15 protein-coding genes are annotated in these 17,338 nt (G+C 45.1%); 10 read left to right on the top strand and 5 right to left on the bottom strand.

Annotation, left to right across the window (positions count from 1 at the left end; genetic code table 11):
- Nucleotides 1-343: 343 nt before the first annotated feature.
- From G8768_RS01445 to G8768_RS01410, 8 genes are all read left to right on the top strand, one after another.
- Complete coding sequence (locus tag G8768_RS01445) at nucleotides 344-676, top strand: hypothetical protein (RefSeq protein ID WP_166852532.1); 333 nt, start codon at nucleotides 344-346, stop codon at nucleotides 674-676.
- A gap of 39 nt (nucleotides 677-715) precedes the next feature.
- Nucleotides 716-2,053 (top strand): RHS repeat domain-containing protein, encoded by a 1,338-nt coding sequence (locus G8768_RS01440; protein ID WP_481883035.1) that lies wholly within the window; start codon nucleotides 716-718, stop codon nucleotides 2,051-2,053.
- A 12-nt stretch (nucleotides 2,054-2,065) separates the two neighbouring features.
- Nucleotides 2,066-2,398, top strand: coding sequence for a hypothetical protein (locus G8768_RS01435; protein ID WP_166852538.1), 333 nt, complete (start codon nucleotides 2,066-2,068; stop codon nucleotides 2,396-2,398).
- 188 nt (nucleotides 2,399-2,586) lie between these two features.
- Entirely contained in the window at nucleotides 2,587-3,285 is a 699-nt protein-coding gene (locus G8768_RS01430) for a hypothetical protein (RefSeq protein ID WP_166852541.1), read from the top strand.
- 383 nt (nucleotides 3,286-3,668) lie between these two features.
- Nucleotides 3,669-4,250, top strand: a complete 582-nt coding sequence (locus G8768_RS01425) for a hypothetical protein (RefSeq protein ID WP_166852543.1) — start codon at nucleotides 3,669-3,671, stop codon at nucleotides 4,248-4,250.
- Nucleotides 4,251-4,325: 75 nt separating this feature from the next.
- Nucleotides 4,326-5,354, top strand: coding sequence for a hypothetical protein (locus G8768_RS01420; protein WP_166852546.1), 1,029 nt, complete (start codon nucleotides 4,326-4,328; stop codon nucleotides 5,352-5,354).
- A gap of 425 nt (nucleotides 5,355-5,779) precedes the next feature.
- Entirely contained in the window at nucleotides 5,780-6,730 is a 951-nt protein-coding gene (locus G8768_RS01415) for a sensor domain-containing diguanylate cyclase (protein WP_166852549.1), read from the top strand.
- A 284-nt stretch (nucleotides 6,731-7,014) separates the two neighbouring features.
- Nucleotides 7,015-8,559: a cryptochrome/photolyase family protein gene (locus tag G8768_RS01410; RefSeq protein WP_166852552.1), complete on the top strand. Its 1,545-nt coding sequence runs from the start codon at nucleotides 7,015-7,017 to the stop codon at nucleotides 8,557-8,559.
- Nucleotides 8,560-8,562: 3 nt separating this feature from the next.
- On the opposite strand, the gene G8768_RS01405 is transcribed toward G8768_RS01410, so the two are convergent.
- The 4 genes from G8768_RS01405 to G8768_RS01390 form a co-directional block, all read right to left on the bottom strand.
- Nucleotides 8,563-9,291 (bottom strand): SDR family NAD(P)-dependent oxidoreductase, encoded by a 729-nt coding sequence (locus G8768_RS01405; RefSeq protein WP_166852555.1) that lies wholly within the window; start codon nucleotides 9,289-9,291, stop codon nucleotides 8,563-8,565.
- Nucleotides 9,288-10,271, bottom strand: a complete 984-nt coding sequence (locus tag G8768_RS01400) for an NAD(P)/FAD-dependent oxidoreductase (RefSeq protein ID WP_166852558.1) — start codon at nucleotides 10,269-10,271, stop codon at nucleotides 9,288-9,290. The genes G8768_RS01405 and G8768_RS01400 overlap by 4 nt, the downstream gene beginning before the upstream one ends.
- The gene (locus G8768_RS01395; protein ID WP_166852561.1) at nucleotides 10,268-10,699 is read right to left on the bottom strand and encodes a DUF3429 domain-containing protein; all 432 of its coding nucleotides are present in this window, start codon (nucleotides 10,697-10,699) and stop codon (nucleotides 10,268-10,270) included. Before G8768_RS01395 ends, G8768_RS01400 begins: the two co-directional genes overlap by 4 nt.
- Nucleotides 10,700-10,865: 166 nt before the next feature.
- On the bottom strand, nucleotides 10,866-11,657 hold the full coding sequence (locus tag G8768_RS01390) for a LytR/AlgR family response regulator transcription factor (protein ID WP_166852564.1): 792 nt from the start codon (nucleotides 11,655-11,657) through the stop codon (nucleotides 10,866-10,868).
- A gap of 94 nt (nucleotides 11,658-11,751) precedes the next feature.
- Here G8768_RS01390 and G8768_RS01385 point away from each other — a divergent pair, with 94 nt between their 5' ends.
- Together G8768_RS01385 and G8768_RS01380 are read left to right on the top strand one after the other, a co-directional pair.
- A complete protein-coding gene (locus G8768_RS01385) occupies nucleotides 11,752-13,092 on the top strand; it encodes an alpha/beta fold hydrolase (RefSeq protein ID WP_166852567.1) in 1,341 nt (446 codons plus the stop codon).
- Between the two features lie 190 nt (nucleotides 13,093-13,282).
- Nucleotides 13,283-14,953 (top strand): alkaline phosphatase D family protein, encoded by a 1,671-nt coding sequence (locus G8768_RS01380; protein ID WP_166852570.1) that lies wholly within the window; start codon nucleotides 13,283-13,285, stop codon nucleotides 14,951-14,953.
- A gap of 12 nt (nucleotides 14,954-14,965) precedes the next feature.
- Here G8768_RS01380 and G8768_RS01375 read toward each other — a convergent pair whose 3' ends face one another.
- Nucleotides 14,966-17,089 (bottom strand): winged helix-turn-helix domain-containing protein, encoded by a 2,124-nt coding sequence (locus tag G8768_RS01375; protein ID WP_166852573.1) that lies wholly within the window; start codon nucleotides 17,087-17,089, stop codon nucleotides 14,966-14,968.
- Between the last annotated feature and the right edge of the window lie 249 nt (nucleotides 17,090-17,338).

The raw sequence follows: 17,338 nt of genomic DNA, 5'->3' as shown, positions 1-17,338 counted from the left end.
CCACATACCAATGCGACAGCAATGTTGGAATGTAGAATTGTGAATGGAAATATATTTTAAAAATGAATCTGTTGGAATTCTGGAACAATACATTTTCTCTTTGTTGAGATTTGAAGGGAAGTATAAAAATTGGCCTTCGATTTCAAAAGGTGGAATGCTAAGGAAGCTTCTTGAGAACAGACTAAGTAATCTAGTGAACTAAAAAAATAACTCTGATTAGATTTAGTGTATTGCTCCATTTTTGGCATGAAAATAATGTCAATCTCCAGAGGGTGATGTTATACACGGTCATCCAATTACAAGGTGAGAGTATCTAAAATTACTTGGCAGGTAAATTACGTTTATGAATACGTATTATGTGACCCGGTGGGGTAACGATATTAGTGGGCCAGATGAAGAAGATGCTAGCTTTATTGTTGTAGCAAGAAATTACAAATCCGCTGCAGAACTTGTAGATTCGATGTTGACTGGTCAAAAGCCAGAGGTCATTAGCAATTTTTGTCATCGGATAACCGAATTAGGTAGTGCACATGCGAATTCTGAAAAGATTATTTTAGGCCCTGTAGTTTCGCGTGTACTCTATCATGATGATGTTGGGATTCCTGACAATAAAAAGTGGGTTAGAGATAGCTTGGAAGAAGGGTGGGAGGAGTTTTCTGAATATTATGAAGATTAGAGGCAGCGATGTCGAATTTTGTGCTAGTTAGCCTGTAGTATTAATAAAAATAAAAGAATCCAGAATGGCAGGCTGTTAAAGCAAGGCGGTACGGCCTACACCTACGATGACAACGGCTCAACCCTGACCGAAACCCTGGATGGCAATGTCACTCGCTACGAATACAATGCCAAAAACGAGCTGATCAAACTCACAAAAGCCGGCACCGTCACCACTTATCAATATGATATCGATGGCATTCGCTCAGTCAAAACCGAAAATGGCGTAACCACGGAATTCCTGGTCGATAAAAACCGTGACTACGCCCAGGTACTGGCCGAAGTCGTAAACGGCTCAGTCATCACCCGCTACACCTACGGTGATGACTTGCTAAGCAAAACCCAAAACAACCAAACCCATTACTACCACTATGATGGTCTGGGCAGCACCGTTGCCTTGAGTAACAGTGTGGGTGCGATAACGGACACCTACGGCTATAACGCCTTTGGTGAGGTGTTGTTTAGAACGGGCAGTACAGAAAATAGGTACACATTCACCGGGGAGCAGTACGATCCAACACTGGGGCAGTTTTATCTGAGGGCGAGATATTATGACCAGAGTGCTGGGCGGTTTACGCAGATGGATACCTGGTCTGGAGAAGGTGCCATTCCAAGGACACAAAATAAATATATATATGGATATTCTGAACCCACAAATTTTATAGATCCTTCGGGTAACATTGGTGTAGGGGCCTTTTTCTCTAGTGCTGGAACTGCTCTAACGCTCGGTTCAGTCGGGTATACTGCGTATGACCTAACGTCGCTAGCGATTCGTGGAGGTGACAATCTTACACCTACTGCGGTAGGAGCAAGCTTAATTTTGGGACTGGTTGGAAACAAAGTTCTCAAGCCAATTGCCAAGGCATGTAAGGCAAAACGAGGAGCGGATGATAGGTGCAGGTATGCAATTGCGTATGTAGAAGCGCAGTTTAAAATGCATCGTTTGGTAGATGGAACGCCTAACTCTCGATTTGACAGTAAAAAATCCGGTACATTCACCGTGAGAGTAGTTTCGCCTGTAATGGATATCAAACGAGGTAGAGGAACAGCTGCGTTCAATGGCCCGATCAATTCAGTTATTAAATCAAGGAAATTGAAGTCCCACGCTAGGAAGTTTGGTATATACATTGGTGAAAAAGGAGCTTGTGGAACCAGAAACACTGTAGGTCGGTGCGCAGAATGGAGAGCGGCAAATAAATTGCTGAAATCAGGATCCAAGATAAAAAATCTTAGATGGTTGCCTGCTTGGAGTTTGAAAAAAGGCGCTAATGGGTTTCTTGAGTTAGATGCTATAAAGCAACCTTGCGGTATTTGTAATACGGTAAATTTTAAGCCGTAGAAGGAGTTTGATATGAATCAGTACTTAATTTCATATACTTTATTTTCGCAGAAAGAAAGTGTATCCGCAAAAGATGTACAGCCCTCAAAATCGATTGAACTAGCGGTTCAAATCCTTAATCGACTTGAAATTGGAGATGATTTATATGTGACGATTGTTCCCTCTGGAGACAGGTTAATAATCAGTGTAGTTGAGCAGGGTGTTTATGTTGAGCTCGATTGTGCTTCAGGCGGATACCTAGGGAAAACTGTAGGACGAAGTGAGGCTCGAGAAATTTTGGAAAGCAGTGACCAGTACTTTAACTCTCCTGAAGATCATGGCTTTGAGCTGATGCCTTATAGCTAGGGGTTGCTAAAGTAAAAATCAGAATTTTTTGGACTAAAATGAAGTTTTGATAAGAGGGTAACGTAACGACCGTTCTTAATCTTGATGGAAGTGTTAATCACAGTAAATTTCAGGTGGCCTTAGACCAAGGTAGGGATATAAATGATCTTCTATAGCTTTCTCACATATGAAAAATAGGGTGATTTAATATGACTGAGAATGACAGCGATACAATAAATTTAGTTGATCTGCGTGATTTTGTGTCTAATCTATCGGATGTTGTATCTAACTTAAATCTTAACAATGACGTTCTTGAAGAATTGTTTCAAGACGTAGAAGATTTGTTGGATGATTTTTCCATTGACTCAAAGAAAATATCTTTACTTTCTGAAAACGTTAAAGATCTAAGAGGTGAAAGTAGGCTTCAAGAGTTAAAGAAATTTTTGGCGCACAACCTTTCAGGCTTTTCCGATACTTCCATTTTGTTTGAAGAATTGCATAAACTAGCTACATCAGTAATATCAGAAATTGCGGAGATCGACCTTCAGAAAGCGGAAAGCGAATATGCCAAAATGGATTTTGAGAATGTGCTGCGAGTGAATGTTGACTGCAGTATGGGCGGGTTTATTTATGATCTTAAACGAAAGTTAGTTTTTGATCGAAGAAAAATAGAAAGCTTTTGTAACTTAATTGAAGGAGAGGAGAGTTATGATCCGCTTAAGCATGTTGCAATGCTTAAAATTTCTATGTTTATTTCCGAGTCAATTTCTCATCATTACACTCCTAGTGATTTATATGTCCTAAAAAATCGGGAAGGTGAAAATTGTGCCCAGGAGCTGGCCGATCTTCTTGATTGTATTCAGGTTAAAGTAAGAGCTTACGAGAAAAAGGCTATGAAAACTGTATAAGACAGAGGGCCTGGTAAAGTCGGAATCGGATTTGATACGACATATGTTGGAATATGTGACTTTTTACGGATAGATGGTGAGTTCATTTTTTTGTGAGCGAATTTAAAGATTTACTTCCTTAATCTTTCTTCGGCGATGGAGTTCCATATTGGAAGATTTTTATAAAACAAACACATGAAAAGCATATACTGCATACTTTCCTGATCGGCCTGCTGAAATAGCATTTGTTACTTTTAATGGAATTTTTATCGAGATTTATTTTTCGGAAATATTGCCGTTGCCAATGGGCCTGTAGTTGTGCCAATTTTAATTGAGGTGGGTTTTGAACTTTTTAGATCATTACAAGGAATTCCCCCGGTGGTCAATCGACACGGAATGAAGTTATGAATTACTCTGTTGAACGTTTTTTAAAAGAAAACATAGAAATGCATGAAAAGGGAGATTGGTTTATATACGACAGTGCTAGAAAGAGAATAAATCAGCCTTTCATCTCTTCAAATGATTTAGTAGGAATGAGGAGTTTTTATGACAGCGCGCTGGAGAATGTTTCAAGCCTAGAGGTATACAAAAGTTTAAAAACCCATGAGAAAAAAATAGGTGAAATTTTAGATGGGATTTCTAGTCAAGCTATACTTTCGGTTGAGAAAGCTTTGTCAGGTGATAAAAGCATAAAGTCTATTTACTTTGAATACAATGAAAAAACCATAGATGCATTTTTCTGCACTCGTTTCGATAAAAGCTCTGAGTTATGGACAGAAAGTAGCGTTTTTAATAAAGAAGGCCCTCAGATACATCAGGTGTTTGATTTTTATGATTGGGGTTTGGCTTCTCATGAGGAAAGTGTTGCGCGCGAGTACTTTGATGCGCTTTTGCTTTCGGAAGTGGTTGTGGGGTGTAGAAAGCCAAATGCTAGTTCTCTAGGTTTTGGCTTTGCAGAACATGATTTCGAAGTTATAAATTTCTAATTCAAAATAAACTATAGAAGTTTGTTTTTATAGAATATCAATTTTCAAAGTGACACACACGGAGCGTAATAAACAATGTTGTTTTTTCTACAATTACTTGGGGGCATTGTGTTGTCCCTGGCCATTCTGGCGGGGCTGGTGTACTTGTACTTCAAGTGGAAGTTTGGAAAGTATCTGGATTTTGATGAGGACCATTCTGGGGAACCTCTTTATATACACTTAAACGAACAGATAGAGCCGAATTGGTTAGAAGCTAAAAAAGTTAAGCTGGCTGCCTCAGAACTGGAGAGCTTGGGGTTTAAAGGTGGTAAAGCCTATTCGATTCATGAAATGAATGGTGTTTGTCTGCAAGGATTTTATAAAAGCCCCTTTGCTGCGGTTCTTTACTCCCATGAAATTGCTGGCAGCTGGATCGATATTGTTTTTGATGAGGTCGATGGAAAGGAATACACGGTTTCAAATGCTCCAATGGGCAGTCAGATGGAGGAGCGGCCAGAAACACAAAAGGTTTTCGATGCGAAGTTGTCAGTTGCAGAGATCTATGCAAAAGCTGAGCATTTGCAGGCGAGTTTATCTGGGGGTTTCGTTGATATTCACGAAGGAAACTTCCGGGAGTACTTTGAAACGGCTTACAAGAAAGATATTGCTTTCAGAACCCGCAAGGGTGGAATAAGTTATGAAGAATTTCTGGCAAGCTCGAAAGAGGCGCCCTTCCGGAGTTCTGACGAGACAGTACAAGAAGCTTTTATTACCTGCAAAGAGCAGGAATTGTTTCGCTGGCATGAAGCGGCTCTGGAAGAGTATCGGGTTTCGGAAAACATTGACATGGAGAAGTTTTACGATATTGAGTTCTCGATGCTCATAGTACCTTTTACTACACACCCTCCGGCTTTTGTGCAATATTTATTGGCTCAGGACTTCATTGATTGTGATCAGGAAGAGCAACTTTCCAAAGTTGCTGAAGACACTGAAGATGTCAACCAGTTGTTTGATCGCATTAACGATTTGCTATCTCCGGAGTTAAGGGCAACCTTTGTGAAAGACATCGATTACCCTTTGCCTATTAAGCTCTATAAGATGAGCCCGAAGATGATTGATTGCTAATCATGTCGTGTTTTACAGCTGGGCTGAATGTTCAGTCCAGTGGGCCTTTCACCTTTTATGGAATCTTAAGATATTCATTTGGCACCTCCTAACACCCTGTCGGCAGTCTTTGGTGGACGGGTTAATTTGCTCATTCTGATCATCAACCCAATAAATAACCCAGCATTATAAAATTCAGCAACATATGACTAATCAGTATTTTCCCATGTAGGCTAACTACTGTTAGCCTACATGGGATTTATTACCTGAATAACATATAAATAATCATATGTATGCTGAGGTTTTAAAGGTCACAGTGTGAACTAACCTCGGCTATACAATACAAGACCTTATTTTAAATGAGTGCGATACGGCTAATGGAATAGCGATCTCCTTGTTTTTAACGAAAACTACAAGCGTCGTACTGAAAACGGAGTAACGTTACGATGGGCACACTCTCCGATGGTTTTTTAATTCGAGTCATTGATTCGGTGAGCAGTAATATAGCCGTGTTGGACGAAGACTTTAATATCGTTTTCGTCAATCAGTCATGGATTGAGTTTGGTATTCAAAACGGCCAGAAGAGAGCCTTCAACTGGCTGGGCTTAAATTATAAGTCTTCCTGTCTGCCTTCAGAAAATGACGGCGATGAATTCGTTGTGTTGGCCATGAGAGGTCTCGCCGAAATAAAGGCGGGCCAACGACACAGCTTTATTATGGAATACCCTTGCCACAGCCCGGATCAGGACCGTTGGTTTATCATGCGAATCGATCGTTTTATTTCAGAAGGGTTGATGTATTTTGTCATTTCTCATCAGGATATCAGCGACAGAGTGCGTCTGGAGCAGGAAGCCCGATCCCTGGCTCGCATTGATGCGTTAACGAATATTGCCAATCGGAGAACCTTCGATGAATTTGTGCAATCAGAATGGGGGCACTGTAAGCGCAGTAATCAAACTTTATCGATTGCCATTCTGGATCTGGACGACTTTAAACTTATCAATGACAACTGCGGCCATCAGCATGGTGATGAATGTTTGAAGGAAGTGGCCAAGATACTTTCTATGTATACCGGCCGGGCTTCGGACATTTGTGCACGCTATGGTGGTGAAGAGTTTGTGCTCGCGTGGGGCAATATGGGCCACGAAAAGTCCCTTGAGCTTTCCAAGCGAATTTTGAAGGAGATCAACAACATCAAGGTTCGATACAATGACGGCAAGCTTTATGGTCGCCTCACGGCCAGTATTGGCTTGTATACGGCATCTCCTTGTTTGGAAAAGGTGGAGCAAGGTGTGTTCAATGCAGATGAGCTGATGTATCGCGCAAAGCGTATAGGCAAGAACAGCATCTGTGATGATCAAAAACTGGTAAATGTTGCCTTCTGCAAGACGTCGTAACATGGGGTCAGCTTCACACCGTAATATTGTGGCCTGGATATCTTCAGGATATATACAAAGCTTTGTCATTCCCGGAGATAGCTTCGTTCGCTGGGCGGTCGGTCTATGCTCGTTGTCGCGTATTTGAGTTCAGAAATTCCACTACTTTGATCAAACGCTGTTCATATTGGGTGATATTCCGAGCCTTGGGTTTGCCGGACTCGAAAATCCAAGCTGATCATTGCTAAAAACCGAATGCTCAATACGTACGTACAAAGGAACAACACTGATTGCCCGGGAACGTGATGACCAAGACTGTAGAGTTGCGCTTTTTATTCGGAGACCAGCTTAACATTCAGCACAGCTGGTTTGCTGATGTGAACACTGCGTGCCTTTATGTAATGGCTGAAATGCCTTCGGAACTGGCCTACGTTCGCCACCACCATCAGAAGATCAGCGCCTTTTTCGCCGCCATGAGGGCCTTTTCGGCCGATCTGAAAGCCGCTGGGCACAGAGTTCTGTATCTGGATCTTAATCAGTGTGATGGAAAAAACACGCTCGTAGAGGTTTTGCATCCGATTATTGAGCAATATCAGCCGGAATCCCTGTTGTTTCAGGAAGTGGACGAATTTCGCCTCCAGCAACATATCGAGCGTATTCAGGCAAAGGCCAAGCTGAATGTCGGTATCGTTGAGAGTGAACACTACTTTTTGCCAAAACAGGAGTTGTCAAAGTACTTTAGTCCTGGGAAACACAAAAAGATGGAGTTTTTCTATCGAGCACTGAGAAAGCGTTTTGACATTTTAATGTGTGACGGTGGCCCTGAGGGTGAGCGTTGGAACTTCGACAGTGACAATCGAAAAAAGCTGGCAAAAAAAGACATCCCTGATATTCCAGAGCCCTTGGTGTTTGAAAACGATGTGAATGACATTGCTGACCTTCTTGAAACCCATAAGGTCAAAACCATCGGGGCTGCCAAGAGCAAAATTGATTGGCCGGTTAATCGCGAGCAATCCCTACGGTTATTGCATTGGTTTTGCCAATATTGTTTACCTAATTTTGGTCGTTTCCAGGATGCCATGACGGGGCAGAGCGAACACAGTTGGAGCCTTTATCATTCCCGATTGTCGTTCTCACTGAATTGTAAACTCTTGTCTCCGGATGAAGTGATCAAGGTAGCTATTCAACAGTATCGAGACCGAGAGGAGATCGATCTTGCCCAACTGGAAGGCTTTGTTCGGCAGATTCTAGGTTGGCGAGAGTTTGTGCGTGGCATTTACTGGACAAATATGCCCGGCTATAAGCAATCCAACTTTCTGGCCTCGGATAGAAAACTTCCGGATTTTTTCTGGAACGCAAACGTAGATATGCATTGTTTGCGCAGTGCGTTGCAGCATGCCCTTGAACGCTCTTACTCTCACCATATTGAACGTCTGATGGTGATTGGCAACTATTGCTTATTGGCGGGTATCGACCCTGATCAGGTGGATGAATGGTACTTGGGGGTCTACGCGGATGCGATTGAGTGGGTGCAGTTGCCCAACACCCGAGGCATGAGTCAGTTTGCAGATGGGGGGCTATTGGCAACCAAGCCTTATGTGGCGAGCGGTGCCTACATGAACAGGATGAGTGACCATTGCCGGTCCTGCACATTCAATGTTAAGAAAGCAGCGGGTGAGGGCGCATGTCCTTTGAATAGCCTGTACTGGTATTTTCTGGAAACCCATCGGGAACGTTTTGCCAAAAATCCGAGAATGACAATGAGCTATAAAAACTGGGATGCCAAGTCTTCTGAGAATCAGAGTGACATTCTGGAAACTGCGCAACAGTATTTATCCAGCTTGCAATGAGCGTCAGGGTAGAATCTCTTGCCCATCCCAGGCGATACATTGCCCACTGTTTTCGGTGTTTAGGTTCTCGACAACCTCCATCAACTTGTTAACAGAATAGTCGACCGTAAACAGTTTTCCTTCAGGTACATTTCCTTGAAAGGGTTTCGACAGTGCGCTGTCTACCGTACCGGGGTGCAAGCCAACCACGATAGCCTGCTTGTTCCTCATTTTCATCTCCAGAGCAAAGCTTTTGATCAGCATATTAAGGGCGGCTTTTGAGGTGCGATAGGCGTACCAACCGCCTAATTGATTATCTGAAATGCTGCCAACCCGAGCAGACAGAGCGGCAAACACCGAAGTTTTCTCGCGATTCAAGGTCGGCAGAAAATGTTTCGCTACCAACGCAGGTACGATGGTATTGATCTCATGCAGGCGTTGCAGGCTTTCTCTACTGAGGCTCTTGAAGGTTTTTTCCGGCTTGAGTTCCTTGTCATGGAGTAAGCCGGTTGCGAGCACGATCCTATCCAATGGTTTATCGATTGACGCTATTTCGGCAGCGTACTGCAGGGAATCTTCGTTCAAGTAATCAATATTGTGGTAGTGTATGTTTCGAGTGGTGTTGCTCGGTACCTGCCGCGAAAAGGCGTGAATCAACGCATCGGGGTGGTGCGCTGAAAAGTATTCTACAAAGCCTCGTCCTATGGCCCCTGAAGAACCAATCACAGCGACATTGTTTATGGGTGTGTTCATTGAATCAACGACTCCAGGTGCTCGGCCAAACGATGTGCTGACATAAAAGCGCCTTCAACACGACCGCCGTTGCACCAATCACCACAGGCTGCCAATCTTAAATTCTGATCGATCAGGCTGTCGTATTGAATACTTCGATCGCTGTTGGCATAGCGCCAAAAATGCAGAGCGGTGTGCTGGGAGTGCCCAACATAACACCCAGTAACTCGCTCGATTTCCAGGCACAATTTTCTGATCACTTCTTCATGACGGCGTTCTGCATACTCGGCTGCAAAACCAATTGAAGAGTGAGCAACAAGTGTTTGCTTCGAGGGCCGCTGTGGCTTACTGCTGTTGATCGCCAACCAGCTTAAATCCGAATTGTCGATATGAGCGGCATCGAAATCCCAGCCTAGTGCTTCTTCAAATCCCAGCATTAAAGCAAAGCAGGGGTACATTTCAGCATGACAAATCTCGGATATATACTGAAATGTATCCGGAAAAAGAGCACCTGTCTGGGGTGTGGGTGCTGTGGAAATGACCCAATCAAACTGCCCAAGGTTATTGCCTTCCTGATCAAAAAGCTGCCAATCAGAATCCCGCTCGATTTTAGTGACCCGGCAGTTCAGGCGAACATGGTGTTGTTTGGCCAGTTCCTTCAGTGGGCTGTTCATGCCGGGGGTACCTACATAACGGGGCTCGTCAAGTTTCCAATCGGTAAAGCTGATTTTTCGGTTGCTGTCATAGCGTGCGTATTTTGCATCCCAGCGGCGAACCAGCCCTTTCATTAACAGAGGGCGAAGAAATTCCTGGAAGGCTTCCTCTCGAGCCGTGAAGTACTGAGCCCCATGGTCAAAAGCGTAAGGCTCTCCTCGCCGCGTAGATAATCTGCCACCGATACCGCGTGCTTTTTCAAATACGGTGATGTCTGCCTTGTCTTTTAGCAATGTGGCCAGGCTCAGGCCGCTGAAGCCTGCGCCGATAATCGCGATACGAGTCATGTAAAAAATCCAACAATCAGAAAATTAGTGAGCACAATACTTGTTCCGATAATGCGCAGCGTGAAGTAATCCTCAGTGATCAGGCCTCGGTGCAAGAGAGATTTGTCCGCCGCCAGTAGCAGAAGAAAGCCGACAGAAAAAAGCAGAAGCTGCAGGCAATGTGAGAGCGACAAATACGCGAGCCACACAGCGACGGCGATAATATTACTGAGGGCGAGAAACAAGGCCTTTGATTGTCGGCTATTGGTGGACTGATGACCCCAGAGACTGCCTGCCATGAACGAGACAATAAGCAGGCAATATACAGCCAGAACATTCCGGGTATTTCCCAATACAGGAAGAACGTCTACCCCAGCAAGAAGCGTGAAGGTACAAAAAAAGACGGGCAGTGTGCCCGTCAACGTAAGGTAAAGCGGTAAGCTTTTCATAATAGGCCTTGTTACAGCGTCTCGGAATCCGCTGTGCAGAGGATGAACTCAATACTAGGCTGGGCCCCCGATTCATCCAAGGGACTGGGGGATGTAACGAAGCGATGTGGATTTCTTGTCTAGATATTGGCAAGAAACTTGATTAGCTTGAGATGAAAACGCCGACTCAAACCAGTCCAGCGAGTAGCTGTTCATCCGCAATATGTTTAGAACGTGGAATTTCCTCGCCCCCAACATACACACAGTCTTGACTGAAGGACTCGATGTGCTCGCTATTTACGATATAGGAGCGATGTACGCGAACAAAGCACTCTGATAATTGCTCTAGTGCAGCCTTTATTGAGGTGTAAACGACAATCTTGCGACCATCCTTCATATGGTAATTGGCATAGTTACCCATGCCTTCGACATAACGAATGTCGGAGGGTGAGACAATATAAGTACGACGATTGGATTTCAGTGCCAAGTGCTCGGGCTGAAGGCCCTTATTATTTTCAACTTCCATAAGGTACAGTTGAAATATCTTCACCGCCGACAGAAACAACACGGTTGAGTTGATTAACATCACGCTGCGGCTCAGGCCGGACAGGGTCAACAGCGGTCCTTGTTCATTGAGTAGAAGGCCTTGGTAGAAGAAGTAATCCGACACACAATGCAATAGCGCACTGCCCATCAGCAGTGCTATGTACAGAGGGACAAACTGCTGGTAGTTGCGTTTCAAGAGGTAGCGGGGTATCAACAGGTACAGCATCGTGTAAGCGGCGATCAGACGGGCCGGCAACAAGACAAATTCCAGGTAGAATGACGCAAAGTAGTTGCCGTCACGAGCCCAGATCAAACTGAAACTGATGTAGTACAGCAACCAAAAAGCGATGTGTTTGGCGACTCGATTTTGATAAACAGGCAGCAGGTATGTGCGCCCCAAGCCCTTGGAAAACATCATGACAAAGTCGTTCATCGTATAAAAAACCCGAAAGTTGACATAATTTCGAACATTGGCCGCCTGGGTTTCCCTAGGATTGCTCCCGAAAACACCTATTCAGGGGGAACCTATGAGAAACCTACGCAAACACCTTCGCCGCCAGATTAGCATTGTGCTGTTCACGATGATGGCTGCGATCAGTTCAGCCGAGTCTTTGGAGCGACGTGCTGCCTGGCAGGCAAAATTCAAGGCACCGACCGAAAACGGCGTTGAAATCAGAGAGCTTACGCCATCGTCTCCGCTTGATCAGGCGGGCTTGCAGAAAGGGGATTTCATCATTGAATTTGATGGCGAGAAGATGGATAAGGCAACCCAGTGGCATGACATCAGCGATGCGCTGGTGGGGGACAAACCATACCGTATTCGCTATCAAAGAGATGGACAGACGCGATCAGCCCAGGCGAACTTTCCGCCCCTCGCCAGGGAGCAACATCCCGGAATCAACACCCTTTATGGATCGTTTAAAAACCCGGATGGTCTGGGTATTCGCACCATTGTCACTCACCCCAAAGAAGCGACGCAAAAGCAATGGCCTGCCATCTTTGTGGTGCAGGGGCTTAGCTGTTCCAGTATTGAGATATTGCCCAAGCGCCGCTCTAACTACATTCGGTTGCTGAAGGACGTGGTTCGCGATTCCAATATGTTGGTGATGCGGGTTGAAAAACCGGGTCTTGGAGACAGCGAAGGTAACTGCTCGCAAACCGATTTTGCGACTGAGCTTCAGGTTTATGAAACCGCACTGCAGATGCTGTTAAAGCGTGACGACGTTGATCGTCAGCGAGTAATTGTCTATGGCAATAGCATGGGTAGCACTCTGGCGCCGTATCTGGCCAATAAATACCAACTCAATGGGATTATTTCCGATGGACCTTTTTTCCGCAGTTGGTTTGAACATATGCTTGAAATTGAGCGGCGCATAAAATCCATGCAGGGTTTGAGTCAGTCCGACATTCAACAGCAAATTAATCGGGCTTACATTCCTTTGTATTACGGCATGTTAATTGATAAAAAATCCTATGCCGATGTGATTAAAAGCAATCCCGAGTTGGGCAAATACAATTATCACGGCCCGGAACATATGTACGGTCGCCCGATGAGCTTCTATCACCAATTCCAGGATTTCAACTTTGAAGGTGGATGGGCCAACCTTAAAGCCCCCGCTCGAGTTCGCTGGGGACGTCACGATTGGATAATGTCAGAGTACGATATTGATATGATCGCTGCCACGCTCAAAGCCAATGGCAACCGCAATGTAGAGATATTTAAATACCCGCTGCTGGATCATTGGGGTACATTACATGAATCTCCAAGTGATTCATTTCACGGCAAGCCCGGCCGCTGGGAGGACAAGATTTCTGGACAAATTGTTGGATGGGCCAAGGCGTTGAACGCAAAAGTAAATAAGCCCTAGAGTCTTGGTGTTCGGCAAGCGCTAATAAATAATGTCAGTCCAGAGGACAAGCTGTGGGCTGGCATTGTGATTATTTCGACAGGCCTTAAAGCGAACGGGAGAAAACGGTTTCTAAATCCAACTTGTCAATACGGGGTGAGTGCGTCATCATAAGCTGAATAAAAAATAATAAAAACAGAGGATGTTACCCATGCCTGTCCGTTGTAAAAAGCCTAGCCTTGGGCCCATGTTTGGCTATACCACACAAGAATCTACCATTGTCTGGATTCGCGGTCGACGATCACAGAAGGCGGTGCTGCGATATCGAATTGGCGAGAATAATTGGCAATACGATGATATTCCCCTTCATGACAATCTCGATTTTATTGGTATTAAGCGAATCGATTTTAATGGAGAACAGCAAGAAGTTTCTGTACAAGTCACGCTGGTGGCAGAACATCAGACTATTGAAGACCCTTCAACATTGAGCTGGTCAAATTCCCGTAGAACCGCCAAAGGTTCATGCCGCCCGGCTCCAGATCCCAACAGTGGATTTACCTTTTTAAGCGGTTCATGCTCACATAAAGGCTACGGCCTTTTCCGAAGAGGGCAGGAGGTTTATAAACGCATTGAATCCTCGGGGGACAGCCAATCCGATTTTATGATGTTGATGGGAGATCAGGTCTATTGCGATCATCCTGGCACCCACGGTTTGAATATTCTTCCTGCATGGATCGTCGGTCAATCTAAACCCCAGAGAGTGCAAGGCTACTTCCGTAAGTATCGATCCTACTATCGACAAAAGCACTTCCAAAAGCTCATGGGCCAGATGCCGACCTTCAGGATTTTTGATGATCATGAAATTGAGAATAATTGGAAGGGTTACTTGTATGATCCCAATTGCGATGGGCAGGAAGGCTATAAGAATTCAAAAACCTTGTTGCAAGGGCTTACCGCGTATCTTGCTTACCAAGATTCCATGAGTGGAAGTTACCAAAGACATTTTGCCGAAGCCGATGAAATTGATGGTTTACGGCAATGTGCCAGGGTATTGGATCCCGAGCGTACGGACCAGTGGCAGGAAAAACCCGAACACTGGGGCTATGAATTCAGTTGGGGTCTGGCTGATTTTCTGGTTTTGGATGTGCGTTCCGAAAGAACTGACCCTAATCAAGCTGGAGCGAACATACTCCGTGATGAAGGCCAATATCATCGTTTGATTGAATTTCTAAAGCAAGGTGATGGGCAACGTTACAAATTTGTGGTGTCACCCGTACCCCTGGCGCCAGATATTAATGCCGACGCCAGATATGGTGAGAATGAAGAAGAGGTTCCGGATAATGAATTGGAATTTGAGCATGATGACACCTGGCGCTCATACCCAGAGCAAAGAAAAAGACTGCTGGATAAAATCCGTACCTGCCCTGAGATAACAACAATGCCTATTTTCTTGAGCGGCGATATTCACTTATCCAATATTGTGGAGATCAAACGCCGAGACGATGAGGAAAATTTTGCTTTGCCCTGTTTGATATCCAGCGCTATTAACTGGATTGTCTTTGGTGTACAACCGGTAAGCGACAATGAAATGCTTTTGCCCAAGTTGGAAGATGGGCCTTTGCTGGAATCTCGGCAACAGTTACGGGACGCTCCCGCAGATCGAGAAGACGCGAGCGAGTATCGCGTTGAGTTTTTTGAGTTCAAGAACGAAGAAGATCATGGCCATCTTAGCTATGGCAAACGCACAGCCTGCACCCGTAACAACTATATGAAGATCAACGTTGATGAAGAAGGGGTCACAGCTGAAATCATCCAGGCCAATGGTGAACGTTTTGGCCGGCCCTGGTTTCGAAGCCGTGAAAGCTTGCAGATCGTGAGATAAAAACTATGTGCTCTATTTGGCTTGAGTCGGCTCAGGCCATTCAACTTTAACCAGATCACTGTCCGCTGCCTGGAATCGAGTCATTAGAAGTCGATCACCTTTGGGGTGTATATGAAATTCCCAAGAGTCCGGGCTTTTCGCCAGTAGGTGTTTACGTTTCTGCTTGTTGTTGAGATCAAGCTGTACAAGATAGGTGTTGCCGTAAGTTGGTTCACTGAAATACAAATAGTTGTTTTGTATCTGCCAGGTGCTGCCGCTTAGATGGGAAAAAGCCTGGATAAAATGTCTTGTTCCCTGGCCATCTACTTGGTGGAGTTTTAAGTCATGATCGATAAGAAAATCTCGTCCATCCGCAAGCTGTTTCAGGTAGCTGATATTCCCTTCTTTATAACGGATTTCTCCATTGGACATTTGATAGCTGTACAGATCACTGTTGTCTTCTTTAATTCGAGAGAAAAAGATTGCTTGGCTGTCACGGCTCCAGGATGGCGGGCCGACCTTTTCAAGCTCACTGCTGATAAATTTCAGATCAAGGCTTTCGAGATCCAGTAAGAACAAGCGATCTTCCAGTCTCCCCGCCAGAAATCGTTGGTCGGGGCTTTGCACCAGCTCGCGGACAACGTGTCGAGGGTTAAATGTCCAAAGGCTCTGTGGCTCTTCATTAAGTTTGTGCCGGACAATAACGGCCTGGTTTTCATCTTTTTGGGTGTAGAAGAGTGCATCACCGTCATGGCTGTAGATGGGGTGAAACTCAGCCTTGTTGGATTCCAGTTGAAGCCGGGGTGTTGAGGTGGCGGGGATAAAGGGATTTGTAACTTCCAGCACATCAGTATAATTCATGGTGTGACGACGCATAAAGAAACAGCGTGGGCCACAGTCATAGAAAATATCATTAAGCCCCGGCGCCGTACCACTTTGTTCCCACAAGCGGTCGGCTTCAATACTGTAGTAGTAGATATCGCCCTTGAAGCTGCCAATGACCAAATTTGCCTGGCTTCCGTCCTTGGTTTTGACAATGCTGCGCTCATCCAACCATAAAATCTTGTCGCTGAAGAAGTTCAGAATGCGTTCTGCCACCAGACTGTTGGTTTGCATGTCCATCAAGGTTATCGCGTAGCGACGGCCTACGAGGTTTTTGAGAATGGCGAGGTAGCGCCCATCCGGGGATTCCTTCGCATAAAAAGCCCCGTAACCTTGTTTACTGGAATAAGTGACCTGCTCGATGGTGCCGTTGTCGAGTCGGTAGCGATAGATTTCCCATGGGTCGCTGTGTTGGGTTTCATAAAAAAAGTACAGGGATTTGCCATCGGCCGACCAACTGCTCAGTGAATTGGTGTTATCGCTAACCCCAAGGGCTTTGACATTGCTCAGGCCAAGTGCCGGATCGTAGTCGGCAATGTAAATTTCAGGATGCTCCTTCTGATTGCTTTGATGGCTGTACGCAACCTTCCTGCCGGACGGAGAAAAGGTACCTCGATAAAAGTTGCCTTCACCATGGCTTATTTTTTGAACAAATGAGCTGTTGAGATCTTTGGTGTATAAGTGAAGGTCTTCATTGCTGTGGTTACGCAAGGTAAAAAGCAATCGCTGGCTCTCGGAATGGAAGCTTCCTTCAATCTCCGATCCCGTTAGGGAGGTAAGGGCAGTTTCCTTTAATGGGGTTTTCTCAGCTTGCTGGGGAGCGCCCTGCTCGAACCATTGCTTCCCCAGGGCGATATACAGGCCTGCGGCCAATAAAGTGATCAGAGCAATTTGCGGCCAACGACCAATCGATGATTTAACTTTCGGTACTTTCTGCTCACTGACCTTGGCTACGAGAATATAGCCCTGCAACGGCTTGGTTTTTATATAGCGCGGATTTCTGGCGTCATCGCCCAGCGCCAGTCGCAGCTTTTTCACGGCCCGGCGCAGTGAATCATCTGAGACCACACGGCCCTGCCAAACATGCTCAAGCAGTTCTTCGCGGGTAACAATCTGTCCTGCTCGACTTGCCAAATATTGCAAAAAGTCGCACAGCAGGGGCTCCAGTTTTACAACATTATCGCCCTGCGAAAGCTCACAGCGGGCAGGATCGAACTGCCAATCGGCAATGAGCAGCTTTTGTTCCTGCGGGTTTGAATTTTCAAAATTTCCCATTAAATCAATAACTTGAGCTTGTGATTATTTGTGATCAGCTATTTTACACCATGGTAACAGAAGATCCTAAAAGCTCATTGGTGGGTCACGGCGGGATTTGCTGAACTGCTCGCCTGTAAATCCGGGGCGACGATCTGAACATTGAGCTGGAGCATTCAGACCGTCATTCGGAGATTCAAAAGAACCGCTGACCAAAAGGCAAGCTATGAGAAAAATGGCCGCTGTACCGAAAGCTCGTTTGGGCTTTCC

The organism is Pseudoteredinibacter isoporae, assembly GCF_011602085.1.
Classification (GTDB): domain Bacteria; phylum Pseudomonadota; class Gammaproteobacteria; order Pseudomonadales; family Cellvibrionaceae; genus Pseudoteredinibacter; species Pseudoteredinibacter isoporae.
Note: the sequence above shows the minus strand (reverse complement) of the source record. Positions and strands in the feature narration are given on the sequence as shown.

What these genes read in the sequence shown, in the direction of transcription:
- G8768_RS01445 (WP_166852532.1), top strand. Translation starts at nt 344, where the DNA reads ATGAATACGTATTATGTGACCCGGTGGGGTAACGATATTAGTGGGCCA.
- G8768_RS01435 (WP_166852538.1), top strand. Translation starts at nt 2,066, where the DNA reads ATGAATCAGTACTTAATTTCATATACTTTATTTTCGCAGAAAGAAAGT.
- G8768_RS01430 (WP_166852541.1), top strand. Translation starts at nt 2,587, where the DNA reads ATGACTGAGAATGACAGCGATACAATAAATTTAGTTGATCTGCGTGAT.
- G8768_RS01425 (WP_166852543.1), top strand. Translation starts at nt 3,669, where the DNA reads ATGAATTACTCTGTTGAACGTTTTTTAAAAGAAAACATAGAAATGCAT.
- G8768_RS01420 (WP_166852546.1), top strand. Translation starts at nt 4,326, where the DNA reads ATGTTGTTTTTTCTACAATTACTTGGGGGCATTGTGTTGTCCCTGGCC.
- G8768_RS01415 (WP_166852549.1), top strand. Translation starts at nt 5,780, where the DNA reads ATGGGCACACTCTCCGATGGTTTTTTAATTCGAGTCATTGATTCGGTG.
- G8768_RS01410 (WP_166852552.1), top strand. Translation starts at nt 7,015, where the DNA reads ATGACCAAGACTGTAGAGTTGCGCTTTTTATTCGGAGACCAGCTTAAC.
- G8768_RS01405 (WP_166852555.1), bottom strand. Translation starts at nt 9,291, where the DNA reads ATGAACACACCCATAAACAATGTCGCTGTGATTGGTTCTTCAGGGGCC.
- G8768_RS01400 (WP_166852558.1), bottom strand. Translation starts at nt 10,271, where the DNA reads ATGACTCGTATCGCGATTATCGGCGCAGGCTTCAGCGGCCTGAGCCTG.
- G8768_RS01395 (WP_166852561.1), bottom strand. Translation starts at nt 10,699, where the DNA reads ATGAAAAGCTTACCGCTTTACCTTACGTTGACGGGCACACTGCCCGTC.
- G8768_RS01390 (WP_166852564.1), bottom strand. Translation starts at nt 11,657, where the DNA reads ATGAACGACTTTGTCATGATGTTTTCCAAGGGCTTGGGGCGCACATAC.
- G8768_RS01385 (WP_166852567.1), top strand. Translation starts at nt 11,752, where the DNA reads ATGAGAAACCTACGCAAACACCTTCGCCGCCAGATTAGCATTGTGCTG.
- G8768_RS01380 (WP_166852570.1), top strand. Translation starts at nt 13,283, where the DNA reads ATGCCTGTCCGTTGTAAAAAGCCTAGCCTTGGGCCCATGTTTGGCTAT.
- G8768_RS01375 (WP_166852573.1), bottom strand. Translation starts at nt 17,089, where the DNA reads ATGGGAAATTTTGAAAATTCAAACCCGCAGGAACAAAAGCTGCTCATT.